This window comes from Acerihabitans sp., from assembly GCF_036398755.1.
Taxonomy (GTDB): domain Bacteria; phylum Pseudomonadota; class Gammaproteobacteria; order Enterobacterales; family Enterobacteriaceae; genus Acerihabitans.
The window spans coordinates 98,879-111,915 of the sequence record NZ_DASWOM010000092.1; the positions used below are offsets into that span (position 1 = coordinate 98,879).

The 13,037-nt window shown below is 58.8% G+C and carries 9 protein-coding genes; 3 read left to right on the forward strand and 6 right to left on the reverse strand.

The genetic code is table 11. From position 1 onward, the window contains the following. Positions 1-100: 100 nt before the first annotated feature. Positions 101-1,282: a benzoate/H(+) symporter BenE family transporter gene (locus tag VGC33_RS15760; RefSeq protein WP_331121715.1), complete on the forward strand. Its 1,182-nt coding sequence runs from the start codon at positions 101-103 to the stop codon at positions 1,280-1,282. A 101-nt stretch (positions 1,283-1,383) separates the two neighbouring features. Here the strand turns inward: VGC33_RS15760 and VGC33_RS15765 are convergent, their stop codons facing one another. The 6 genes from VGC33_RS15765 to xylF all read right to left on the reverse strand — a co-directional run bounded on the left by VGC33_RS15765 (position 1,384) and on the right by xylF (position 9,736). Next, a complete protein-coding gene (locus VGC33_RS15765; protein WP_331121716.1) occupies positions 1,384-2,043 on the reverse strand; it encodes an ATP-binding cassette domain-containing protein in 660 nt (219 codons plus the stop codon). Position 2,044: 1 nt separating this feature from the next. Next, positions 2,045-3,301: a darobactin export ABC transporter periplasmic adaptor subunit gene (gene darC / locus VGC33_RS15770; protein ID WP_331121717.1), complete on the reverse strand. Its 1,257-nt coding sequence runs from the start codon at positions 3,299-3,301 to the stop codon at positions 2,045-2,047. Further along, positions 3,292-5,664 (reverse strand): darobactin export ABC transporter permease subunit, encoded by a 2,373-nt coding sequence (gene darB / locus VGC33_RS15775; RefSeq protein WP_331121718.1) that lies wholly within the window; start codon positions 5,662-5,664, stop codon positions 3,292-3,294. Before darB ends, darC begins: the two co-directional genes overlap by 10 nt. A gap of 291 nt (positions 5,665-5,955) precedes the next feature. After that, positions 5,956-7,134, reverse strand: a complete 1,179-nt coding sequence (xylH, locus tag VGC33_RS15780) for a xylose ABC transporter permease XylH (protein WP_331121719.1) — start codon at positions 7,132-7,134, stop codon at positions 5,956-5,958. Further along, positions 7,127-8,635: a xylose ABC transporter ATP-binding protein gene (locus VGC33_RS15785; RefSeq protein WP_331121738.1), complete on the reverse strand. Its 1,509-nt coding sequence runs from the start codon at positions 8,633-8,635 to the stop codon at positions 7,127-7,129. The genes xylH and VGC33_RS15785 overlap by 8 nt, the downstream gene beginning before the upstream one ends. 105 nt (positions 8,636-8,740) lie before the next feature. After that, a complete protein-coding gene (xylF, locus tag VGC33_RS15790) occupies positions 8,741-9,736 on the reverse strand; it encodes a D-xylose ABC transporter substrate-binding protein (protein ID WP_331121720.1) in 996 nt (331 codons plus the stop codon). A 485-nt stretch (positions 9,737-10,221) separates the two neighbouring features. Here xylF and xylA point away from each other — a divergent pair, with 485 nt between their 5' ends. Beyond that, on the forward strand, positions 10,222-11,541 hold the full coding sequence (gene xylA, locus VGC33_RS15795) for a xylose isomerase (protein ID WP_331121721.1): 1,320 nt from the start codon (positions 10,222-10,224) through the stop codon (positions 11,539-11,541). 24 nt (positions 11,542-11,565) lie between these two features. Further along, the gene (gene xylB, locus VGC33_RS15800) at positions 11,566-13,020 is read left to right on the forward strand and encodes a xylulokinase (RefSeq protein WP_331121722.1); all 1,455 of its coding nucleotides are present in this window, start codon (positions 11,566-11,568) and stop codon (positions 13,018-13,020) included. The last annotated feature ends 17 nt before the right edge of the window (positions 13,021-13,037 follow it).

Consider the following 13,037-nt stretch of genomic DNA (forward strand, 5'->3'; position numbering starts at 1 on the left):
GTTAAGTTTTAAGTCATCGATTTAAATCATAACTCAAAACAAGGGCCGTGATGGCCCCGGTGATTGATAATCATTCCATCGGCAATAGGGTATTAGCAACATGACGCCTCGCTCCGCATTGCGCGACCTATCGTTTTCCGCCGTCATCGCCGGTTTTATCGCCGTACTGGTGGGCTACGCCAGCTCGGCGGCCATCGTGTTTCAGGCGCTCCAGGCGGCGGGAGCCGGCACGGAGCAGATCGGCGGCTGGCTGACGATGCTGGGCCTGGGGATGGGCATGACCTCGCTTGGCCTGTCGCTCTATTATCGCGCGCCGATCCTTACCGCCTGGTCGACGCCCGGCGCGGCGCTGCTGGTCACCAGTCTGCCGGGCTACTCGGTTAACGAAGCCGTCGGCGTGTTTATCTTTGCCTCCGGACTGATTTTGCTATGCGGCGTTACCGGGCTGTTCGCCCGGCTGATGCAGCGGATTCCCCAGGCGATTTCGGCGGCGATGCTGGCGGGAATACTGCTGCGTTTCGGACTGGATGCGTTTATTGCGCTGCAAAGTCATTTTGCGCTGGCGGCGGGGATGTGCCTGGCCTTTTTCCTGACGCGGCGTCTGGCGCCGCGCTATGCCGTCGTGGCGGCGCTTGGCGTCGGCCTGGCCGTTGCCGGCCTGCAGGGCCAGATGACCTTCGCCGGTAAGCCTCTGACCTTCGCCGCCCCGCATTTTATCATGCCACATTTTACCCTCTCCTCGCTGATGGGCGTCGGCATGCCTTTTTTTCTTGTCACCATGGCCTCGCAAAATGCCCCGGGCATCGCCACCCTGAAAGCCGCCGGCTATCGCGTGCCGACCTCGCCGCTGATCGCCTGGACCGGGCTGGCATCGCTGGTCCTGGCGCCCTTTGGCGGGTTTTCGGTATGCATCGCCGCGATTACCGCCGCGATTTGCATGAGCCCGGAGGCCCATCCCGACCCGGCGCGCCGGTATATGGCCGCCGCCGCCGCGGGAGGGGCCTATCTGCTGGCCGGCCTGTTCGGCGGCTCCATCGGCATGGTATTCAGCGCCCTGCCCGCGGCGCTTATCCATACCATCGCCGGACTGGCGCTGCTGGGCACCATTGCCGGCAGCCTGCATCGCGCTTTGCTTGAGGACACGCACCGGGACGCCGCCATCGTCACCTTTTTACTGACCGCGTCCGGCGTCGGTTTTTTCGGCATCGGCAGCGCCTTTTGGGGACTGGCGGGGGGTATTATCACCTGGGGCATTCTGGCGCTTCCGGGTAAGACAAAATAAGCGCAAACACTCCCCGCCGGTACCCATAACGACGTTCACCGCGTCGCCAAGCCGTTGCTACCGCTTCCGGCGGCACCCGTCTCTCCATGCCCGCGCCAACATTACGCAAGACGCCCGTCACACATGGTCAGCACCCGGTTGGCGTATCCAGACGCTTCCTGTGAATGCGTCACCATCACCACGGTCGTGCCTTCCCGGTTGATTTTCTTCAACTGTTCCAGTACGTCGCGGCTGTTTTTACTGTCCAGATTGCCGGTGGGCTCGTCCGCCAGTATCAGCCCCGGACGGGATACCATCGCCCTGGCGATGGCCACCCGCTGCTGCTGGCCGCCGGAGAGCTGCGCCGGATGATGCCCGGCGCGATGCGTCAGGCCGAACACCGCCAGGATCTGGTCGACCCTTTGCCGGCGTTCCGGCTTCGGCACGCCGCGGTATTGCAGCGGCAAGGCCACATTGTCATAAACCGACATGGAGGAAATCAGGTTAAACGATTGGAAAATATAGCCGATAAGCCGGCGTCTCAACGCGATCCTCCGCGCATACCCCAAGGCCGCCACATTTTCCCCGGCCAGGAACAGCCGGCCTTCATCGAGGGATTCAAACATGCCCAGCACATTCAGCAGGGTGGATTTGCCGGAGCCGGACGGCCCCATGATGGCGAGAAAGTCCCCGGCGACCACGCTAAGATCCGCCTGGTTTAGCGCCAGGGTCCTGATGGTCCTGGTGGTATAGAATTTGCCGCCTTTTTCCAGTTTTATCATATTAGTCAAACTCTATGATATTGGATTTTTCGTAGTCGTTATCGGCAAAGGTCACCACCTGTTGCCCTTCGGTCAGGCCGCTGATGATTTCCGCCTGCGCCGCCCCCTGGCGCTTTACCCGCACCGGTGTTTTCACCGCCCGGCGGTTGTTTTCATCAAACACATAGACCAGCGCCTGGCCTTGGTTGAAAAATACCGCTTCGGCCGGGGTGAGCAGCGCGTCCCGCCGCGAACTCAGGAAAACATGCAGATCGATGGACTGCCCGCGTTTGAGAACAATTTGCAGCGGCCGGGACGGCCGTAGCCGGGCTTTGAATTTGCCGTTGTCCACGACGGACGAGACCGATTCCACGGTCAGGGGAATTTCGCCGCCGCCGGCCTGCGCCACGACATTGATCCGCGGCTGGATTTTATCCAGATAATATTCGCTGAAATCGGCTTCAAAATAGTAAGAATGCAGGTTGTCGACCACGGTGACTTTATCGCCGGGTTTGATCTGCTGGCCGATTTTAATATCCAGCGACGAGAGCGTGCCTTCTATGGGCGATACGATGATCAACTGCTCCAGCCCGCCCTTAATCAAATCCACCAATTTGACCAGGCGTTTAATGGACCTGTCGATCTCCTGGAATTGCTGCGGCAGGATTTGATCCTGCTGGCGATCGTGCCCGGACAAAATGGCGCAGGTTTTTTCCCAATGCGCCAATTCGTCCAGCAGATCCTCATACCTGGCCTTTTCAATGATGGCGTTTTCGAAAAGCTTTTTATTGCGCCGGATATCCTTGACCAGCTTTTGCCGGTTGTAATGGGATTTTTGCAGCTCCACTTTGGTGTCGCGGCTGTTTCGCTCTAAAAGCATGCGCATATTGCGCAAGTTGTTGATCTGCTCGGTGGCGTCGGCGATGCGCGACGTGACCTGCAGGACAAAATCATAATTGGACAGGCGGGCGATAATCTCGCCTTTTTTGACATAATCGGAAGAAGCCTTGTTGATTTCCACCACCTTTCCCCCGCGTTCGGTGGACACGATGACGCTTTCGTTAGGGATGGCGATGGCGCGGGTGATCAGGGTATCGGTATAGGCGCCGCGCGTTACCGGATGAAGGGTTACGTTTGCCAGCGGCATCCGCAGGTAATCATCGGTGGTGGCCAGTTTATACAGCCACCCGCACAGCAGCATAAACAGCGCGGCGGCGCACCAGGCGATCCAGCCGGCGCGCAAATGGACGCCAGGTTTTTTATCCAGCTTTACATCCATGGCGCTTCCCTGTGACTCGGGCGCGATCCGGCCAGCAGGGCCATGACCATTACCGCCATCACGGCCAGCGCCATGATCATCAGCGCGGCAAAGGCATAGGCATAGGTCAGGCCGGAGATGACTTCATACTGGCGCAGCCACCGCCGGAGGAAAACAAAACCGACGGCAAAGGAAAACAGCAGCGCCGCCGCCAGCGGCGGCAGGTTTTGCCGCAGAAAAAATGCCGTACCGGTATAGACGGAGCCGCCCACCGCCGCCATTATCAACAGGGTTTGCTTGAGCCGGCGGGCTTCCGACAGCCCGACAGCCATTGCGCTCGCCAGCATCAGGAACAGGGAGAGCACGGCGGCAAGCCTTATCACCCTCAGGATCATCAGGCTGTTTTCAACCTGATCGGCATGCAGCTCCTCCACCGTGCGCATAGTCATGTCCGCCAGCCCATATCCGCTGAGCAGCGAGATGATGCGGGCCCGCTGCGCCGCGGTGGAAAAACGGATGACGGCATATTTTTCCACCCGATCGTTAATAAACAGCATCAGCGGCGGCGGCTGCCGGGTGCGTTCCCCCAGGTAGAAATTATCGACGACGCGCAGCACGCGCAGCCTGCGCTTCGCGCCGTCCACCTCGGCATAAAACGGGGTATTAAGCGTTTCGTCATAGGAGGATAACCCCATCCGCGCCATAAAGGAGCGGGTAACAATCACGTGGCGGACGGCCGGGTCTTCGCTTACCGCAATGGCATTCTCCCCGCCGCCCAGGGTTTCAAGCCCCCAGACCCGGGGGAAATTTCGGTCGATGTCGATTGCGCTGGCGGTGACGAACTGCTCACCGGCCCGCTGGCGCGCGTGCTGCACGGTAATCAGGGTGCGCGCGCGGTCAAAGGGACGCCAGCTGCTCAAGGCGATATTCGAGCCGCCGGCATCCTCCTTCAGGCGGTTTTGCAGCGCGCGCAAGCTTTCAAGCGAGTTAAGCCGCTCATTGGGTTCAAACGTCAGCAGGTTTTTTTGGTAGCCGAAATCGGCATCCATAGCATAACGATGCTGCGCCGCCGCACCGGCCCAGACATAGACCATCGCGCCGGAAATAAGCAGTTGCGTCATAAGCGTTAGCCGGTTGAGATAATACGCCGCCATGGTATCGTGCCGGTTATCCGCGCCCTCCCGGTCTGCGGACAACGCAAAAAAATAGTGATAAAGCAGATGCGACGCCATCACCACGCAGCCGATAACAAGCATTACCACCAGCGACACCGCTGTCAGCAGCATGGGGCCATGATGTGATACCAGCGCCATGACATTAGCCGAAACGGCGCACAGGCCACACAGAACCAGCAGCGCCAGCGCGCAGATGACGGCAAACTGCGGCGCGATAACCGTCGCCGCCTCGGCCAGCAGTTGTTTATCCGACGCGCCGAGGGCACGCTTGATATACAGGGCGCGCCGTTTGGCGGCATTGACGACGGCGTTGACGTTAAAATAATTTACCGCCGTGGTCAGCAGCACAAAAAAAGCGGCGCCGTACAGGGTATGCAGTAACGGTTTGGCGATGCCTTTAGACAGATCATCGGCGTAACCAGCGTCGTAATGCATTTGCCGGATATTTTTGGCGCTGAAATGCATAAATTCGCCGGGCGCATAGGGCGCGCCGGGCAGCTGCGGCGCATACCGCCCCACCAGGTTATCCAGCAGCCGACGGTCGAACGGCGCGGCCGAGGCGGTCTTGATAAAAACAAATGTATGAACGTGATACCAATCGGCCCGCTTGTCATGGTAGCCGTCCATTACCGCGGGGGAAAAGGCGATGATTGCCGGCATATCCACACTGCCGTCGGGACGCGGCTCAAGTATGTCCTTGATCACGAACCGGCCTTTGTCGCCCAGTTCGATGGTCTTGCCCCGGGGCGACGCCAGCCCGAGATAGCGCCGGTTAAACGCCGGGGTAATATAGATTTCGTTCGCCCCCAGCGCGGTGGGTGCCCGCCGGTAGGGGTTGAGCTCGGCCAGAAAGCCGGGACTTACCGCAAACACCGGTACGCGGTGGGCAAGCCGCCCCTCGCTGCGTATCGAGGTGTATAGCCGCAGGGCGTAGGCGACGCGTTCAATTGCCGGCTGTTTTTTTAGCGCGTCGATTAACGGCAGCGGTACCTGGGCGGAGCGTACCTTATCGCCGTTGGGCGGGGAAAACAGGCTTTCAAGACGGTAGAGTCGCTGATGGTCGGGATAAAAGCGGTCCATGTTATAGTCGTCGATGAACATCAGCAGGATCAAAAAAGTGGCGACAAATCCCATGACGGCAATAACAATCGCCAAGGGGGAGGCAATAGGATGGGCTTTTATATCATTGAAAAATTCATTCAGGATCATCAGCGGATTATCTCGGTGTGGGGAGTAAAAAACCACAATGCCTAGCTATTTATTATTTAGTTTATTTTGATAACAATTAATTTCTTAAGTAATTAAATAAAAATAGTTATTCAAGATAATTTTATAACGCACCTTACAATGATAAAAAAATATTATTCGCTTCTTAATTAGAGATGCTATTGATAATTTCGCCAATATATATTGCTTGTTTTTAACCTGATCTAACCCGCGTTTAGCTTTGATGAAAAAAAAGGCCGCCCGCCGGCGGCCCTTAGGCGGTTGGCATTCGCTTTACGCCCGTTTTTTGGTGGCGGTATCCATCCATACCGCCAGCAGCAGGATGGCCCCTTTGACAATGTATTGCCAAAATGTGGGGACGTCCAGCATGCTCATGCCGTTATCCAGCGAGGCCATGATAAACGCCCCCATTACCGCGCCGGCCACGCTGCCGACGCCGCCCGCCAGGCTGGTGCCGCCGATAACGCAGGCGGCGATGGCGTCGAGTTCGGCGATATTGCCCGCCGACGGCGACCCGGCGCCCAGCCGGGAGCTGAGGATAAGCCCGGCAATCGCCACCATCAGGCCGTTGATGGCGAATACCGCCAGCTTGGTGCGCTCGACATTCACGCCGGAAAGCCGCGCGGCGTCAATATTGCCGCCGATGGCGTAGACGCGCCGGCCGAACGCGGTGCGAGACGCCATAAACAGGCCGGCCAGCATCAGCGCCACCAGCACCAGTACCGGCGTCGGCACGCCACGGTAGTCATTGAGCAAATAGATGGCGCCCAACACCACGATGGCGGTAATCGCCTGGCGCGTCATATCCCAGGTCTTGGCCGGCACGGATAATCCCAGCCGCCGGCGATTGCCGCGCCGGCGCCATTGCCAGGCGATAAATACCGCCAGGCTGATACAGCCGATGCCGAAACCGGCGCCGCCCGGCAGATAGCTTTGGCCAATCTGCGACATGGCGGGCGAGGTGGGGGAAACGGTGGTGCCGTTGGTGATGCCGATCAAGATGCCGCGAAACGCCAACATGCCCGCCAGGGTAACAATAAACGAAGGCACCTTGCGGTACGCCACCCACCAGCCGTTCCAGGCGCCGAGCAGCAGCCCAAGCACCAGCGTCACCGCAATGGTCAGCGGCAGCGGCCAGCCCAGCCAGACGTCGAAAATCGCCGCCGCCCCGCCCAACAGCCCCATCATGGAGCCGACCGACAGATCGATCTCCGCCGAGATGATGACAAACACCATGCCCACCGCCAGGATGCCGGTAATGGCGGTTTGGCGCAGCAGGTTGGAGATATTGCGCGCGCTGAGATAGGAGCCTTCGGTGGTAAAGGTAAAAAACAGCATGATGACCACGATGGCGGCCAGCATGACGAAGACCTGCAGGTTCATGGATTTCAGTCTGACGCCGATGGCGGGAGCGGCAACCGCCGAACCGTCGGCGCGAATAATTTTAGACATGGGAGTCACTCCTGAGGGCTGCTTCCATGACCTGTTCCTGGGTCAGGCCGCGGTTGATAAGCGAGGCTTTGATGACGCCCTGGTGCATCGCCAGCACCCGATCGCTGATGCCCAGCACCTCGGGCAGCTCCGAGGACACCACGATAACGGCGATGCCCTGGCGCACCAATTGATTAATCAGCAGGTAGATTTCCTGTTTGGCGCCGATGTCGATGCCCCGGGTCGGCTCGTCAAGAATCAATATCTCCGGGCCGAGCAGCAGACATTTGGCCAGGATGGCTTTTTGCTGGTTGCCGCCGCTAAGCCGGCCGATAGGCTGCTCCGGCGAGGCGGTTTTCACCTTCAGCCGCGCGATGGCGTCGCGTACCGCGGCCTGCTCGCCGGCCTCGTCCACCATGCCCGACGCGCCGGTAAATTGCCTCAGCGCCGCCAGGGTGATATTCGATCCCACGCTCATCAGCGGCACGATGCCGTCTTTTTTGCGGTCCTCGGGCACCATGGCGATGCCTCGTCGCATCGCCTGGCGGCAGTTGGCGAAACGCACCGGCATGCCCTTGAGCATAATCGTGCCCTCCCAGCGTCCTGGATAACTGCCGAACAGGCACTGCACCAGTTCGGTTCTCCCCGATCCCACCAGCCCGGCGATGCCGAGGATTTCGCCTTTATGCAGGACAAAGGCGGCGTTATTGACGCGACGGATATGCTGGTTGACCGGATGCCAGGCCGTCAGGCCCTCCACCCGCAGGATCTCCTCGCCAATCTCATGGGGTTCGTGCGGGTAAAGCTCCGTCAGCTCGCGGCCCACCATCATGGTAATCAGCGCCTCCTCGCTCAGTCCGGCCGCGGCGCGGGTAGCGATATGCCTGCCGTCGCGGATGACGCAGATCATGTCCGAAATGGCCCTGACTTCATTGAGCTTATGGGAAATATAAATACAGGCGATATCGTGATTGCGCAGATCGTCGACGATATCGAGCAGGATGGCGGTTTCACTTTCGGTGAGCGACGCGGTGGGTTCGTCCAGGATCAGCAGGCGGACCTGCTTGTTAAGCGCCTTGGCGATTTCCACCAACTGCTGTTGGCCCAGCCCCAGTTCGCCGACCCGGGTATCGGGATCGATATCGAGCTTGACCTGCGCCAGCATCCGCTGGCAGCGCAGGTACATATTGTCATAATCCATGACGCCGTATTTCGCCCATTCGGCGCCGAGAAAAATGTTCTCCAGCACCGTCATCTGTTTTACCAGCGCCAGTTCCTGATGAATGATGGCAATGCCTTTATGTTCAGTATCGCGCACCCCGTGCGCCACCAGCGGCTCGCCGCCAAACAGGATTTCGCCCTCGAAAGTACCGTGGGGATACACCGCCGACAGTACTTTCATCAGCGTCGATTTGCCCGAGCCGTTTTCGCCGCACAGCGATAGCACCTGGCCGGCCTCGATGGCCAGCGAGACATTATCCACCGCCTTGACCTGGCCGAACCGCTTGGTGATGTTTTTCATTTCCAGCAAATATGATGCCACGATAATCAACCTCCGCAACCGGGCGGCCACACAGCGCGGCCCGGTTCATTACACGTCACAGACGACAGCCGGCGTTCAGGCGGATTAGTTCAGATCGGACTTCTTGTGGAATCCATCGGCGATAACCGTACTTTCTATATTGCTTTTATCCACCGAAATCGGCGTCAGCAAATAGGACGGGACATCCTTGAGGCCGTTATTAAGCGAGGCATTGGACTTGGGTTTTTCGCCATTGCCCAGTTGTACCGCTATCTCGGCGGCGGTGGACGCCAGTTGCTTGATAGGCTTATACACCGTCATGGTCTGGGTGCCCTGGTTGATACGCTGGATGCCGGCCAGATCCGCATCCTGGCCCGAGATGGCTACCTTGCCGGCCAGTCCCTGGGCGGCAAGCGCCTGGATGGCGCCGCCGGCGGTGGCGTCGTTGGACGCCACCACCGCGTCGATTTTATTGTTATTGGCGGTCAGGGCATTCTCCATGATTTTCAGGGCATTTTCCGGCAACCAGCCGTCGGCCCATTGATCGCCGACGATTTTTATCTTGCCGCTGTCAATCAGCGGTTTAAGCACCGCCATCTGCCCGGCGCGAAACATTTTAGCGTTATTATCCACCGGGGATCCGCCCATCAGGAAATAATTACCCTGCGGCACCCGTTTGACCAGGCTTTGCGCCTGGAGCTGCCCGACTTTTTCATTATCGAAGGAAATATAGAAATCCACATCAGCATTATTTATCATTCGATCATAGGCGAGGACTTTTATGCCTTCCCGTTTCGCTTCGGCGATAACGTTGCTTAATACTTGCCCGTTATAAGGAATAATCACCAACACGTCGACGCCGCGATTGATCATATTCTCTATTTGTGACATTTGCGTTTCTTCATTGCCGTTGGAAGATTGGACAAAAACATCGGCACCGAGGGATTTGGCCTTGTCGACAAAAATATCGCGGTCTTTTTGCCAGCGTTCCAGGCGCAGGTCGTCAACCGCCATGCCGATCTTGATTTGTTTGGCCATGCCCGGCTGGCTTAACAATACCAGCGCCGCGCAGGCGGAAAGCAGTAGGGTTTTCAGTTTCATGTTAATTCCTTATGTTACTTTTATAAGTATTTATTCAGCAAGGAAATTTGCCGAGCAACGGGTAAGAATCAAACCTCTACAAATGATGTTGCGTAGGGACACCTAAAAGGCGACAGCGTTAACCCTTGTAGTATTAGTGTTGAAAATCAGTAGCGGCAATTGCAAATTCTCACAACGGCGTTACGATATTTTGCACAAATGTGTATTCTGTGAGCAGCGCCTTATTTTATCGGCTAGCTAGCAGCCGGCTAATCATTGTCGCCAATATTTTTTCCCGCCCAAAAACCGCTTTTATCCGCCGTTCTCTGTGATCGAGTGCACAATTAATAATTCCATGAATGGCGTTGTGAAATAACGTAATTGATCGCGCCGGTGGGAATTACCAGAATCAAGCACAGATTTGTTTATTGCGCCGGCGGATTTACCCGCCGGCCCGGTAAATCCTGTCCGCTTCAGAACGGACCCGGTGTTCCCAAGGAGTCATTATGTCTCAATTCTTTGATCAAGTTGAAAAAATCCGTTTTGAAGGTAAGGAAAGCATCAATCCGCTGGCGTTTCATCACTATAACGCCGACGAAAAGATACTGGGTAAACGCATGGAGGACCATTTACGTTTCGCCGTGTGTTACTGGCATACCTTCTGCTGGGGCGGGACCGATATGTTCGGCGTGGGTTCCTTCGACCGTCCCTGGCAGCACGCGGGGGAGGCGCTTGCCCAGGCGCGGTTGAAAACCGATGTGGCCTTTGAGTTTTTCAGCAAGCTGGGCGCGCCGTATTATTGCTTCCATGATATTGATATCCTGCCGGACAGCCCGACCATTAAAGATTATCTGAATAACTTCGCCATATTGACCGACGTGCTGGCGCAAAAGCAGCAGCAGACCGGCGTCAAGCTGCTGTGGGGCACGGCGAATTGCTTTAGCCACCCACGTTACGGCGCCGGCGCGGCCACCAATCCCGACCCGGAAATCTTTGCCTGGGCCGCCACCCAGGTCAACAGCGCCATGGACGCCACCCATAAACTCGGTGGGGAAAATTACGTGCTGTGGGGCGGACGCGAAGGCTATGAAACGCTGCTGAACACCGATTTGCGCCAGGAGCGCGAACAAATCGGCCGTTTTATGCAAATGGTGGTGGAACATAAACATAAAACCGGGTTCCAGGGCGCGCTGCTGATTGAACCCAAGCCCCAGGAGCCGACCAAACATCAGTACGACTACGACGTCGCCACGGTCTATGGCTTTTTAAAACAATTCGGTTTGGAAAAAGAGATCCGGGTTAACGTCGAGGCGAATCACGCGACGCTTGCCGGCCATACCTTCCATCATGAAATCGCCACCGCCATCGCGCTCGGGATCTTTGGTTCGGTGGATGCCAATCGCGGCGACCCGCAGTCCGGCTGGGATACCGACCAGTTCCCCAACAGCGTGGAGGAAAATGCGCTGGTGATGTATGAAATCCTCAAGGCCGGCGGCTTTACCACCGGCGGGCTGAATTTCGACGCCAAGGTGCGCCGTCAAAGCACCGATAAATACGATCTGTTCCACGGCCATATCGGCGGCATGGATACCATGGCGCTGGCGCTGAAAGTAGCGGCGAAGCTCATTGAGGACGGTCGCCTGGATCAGATGATCAAGGCCCGCTACGCCGGCTGGAACGGCGATCTGGGGCAGCGGATTTTGCAGGGCAACCTGTCGCTTGCCGAACTGGCCCAGTACGCCGGCAAAAACGCCCTGGCGCCGGAGCATCGCAGCGGTCAGCAGGAACTGCTGGAAAATATCGTCAACCAGGTGCTGTTCAGCTAACAACCCCGGCGGTAAGGATAGCGTATGTATATCGGCATAGATTTGGGCACCTCGGGTGTCAAGGCCATCTTACTGGATGAGGCGCAGCATATCCTGGGCAGCCATACCGAGCCGCTGACGGTGTCCCGGCCGCGGCCGCTGTGGTCCGAACAGGATCCTGAGCACTGGTGGCTGGCTTGCGACCGCGCCATGCGCGCCCTTGCCGCCGGGCATGACCTGAGCGCGGTTCGCGCCCTTGGGCTGACCGGCCAGATGCACGGCGCGACGCTGCTCGATAAGCGGCGGCGGGTATTGCGCCCGGCCATTTTGTGGAACGACGGACGCAGTTTTGCCCAGTGCCGCGCGCTGGAAGACGAGGTTCCCCATTGCCGGGACATTACCGGCAACCTGATGATGCCCGGCTTTACCGCCCCCAAGCTGCGCTGGGTGCGCGAACATGAACCGCAGGTTTTCGCGCGCGTGGATAAGGTTTTGCTGCCGAAGGATTACCTCAGGCTGCGTATGACCGGGGATTTCGCCACCGATATGTCCGATGCGGCGGGAACCCTGTGGCTGGATGTCGGCCGCCGTGACTGGAGCGATGAACTGCTGGACGCCTGCGGACTGTCCCGGGCGCAGATGCCGCGCTTGTACGAGGGCGACCAGGTTACCGGCACCCTGTTGCCTGAAGTGGCGGCGGGCTGGGGCATGTCCCCGGTGCCGGTGGTGGCCGGCGGCGGCGACAATGCGGCCGGGGCCATCGGCGTCGGCCTGTACCGCCGGGGTCAGGCCATGCTGTCGCTTGGAACCTCGGGGGTCTATTTTGCCGTCAGCGACGGTTTTCTCAGCAATCCCGAACAGGCGGTACACAGCTTTTGCCATGCGCTGCCGGGCACCTGGCATCTGATGTCGGTGATGCTCAGCGCCGCGTCCTGTCTGGACTGGGCCGCGCGGCTGACCGGTATCGGCAGCGTACCCGCGCTGCTTGAGGCCGCCGCGCAGCGCCGTCCCGACGCCGCGCCGGTATGGTTTTTACCCTATCTGTCCGGCGAGCGCACGCCGCACAACAATCCCAACGCCACCGGGGCATTCTGGGGACTCACCCATGAACACGGCCCGGCCGATCTGGCGCGCGCGGTGGTGGAAGGCGTCAGCTTCGGCCTGGCGGACGGTATGGACGCCCTGCACCGCACAGGCCTGCGGCCGGACAGCATTACGCTGATTGGCGGCGGGGCGCGCAGCGAGTACTGGCGCCAACTGCTGGCCGATGTCAGCGGCGAGGCGCTGGATTACCGCACCGGCGGCGATATCGGCCCGGCGCTGGGCGCGGCCCGTCTGGCGCGGCTCAGCTGCCACCCCGGCGCGTCCTGGGCGGATATGCTGCCCGCGCTTACGCTTGAGGCCCGCTATACGCCGGACAGGGAGCGGCACGAGGCCTACGCCGAGCGGCGCAAGGTATTCCGCCGGTTCTATCGGCAGGTGGCGCATTTGAGGGAGTAGACTCTCGGCCGGCATTT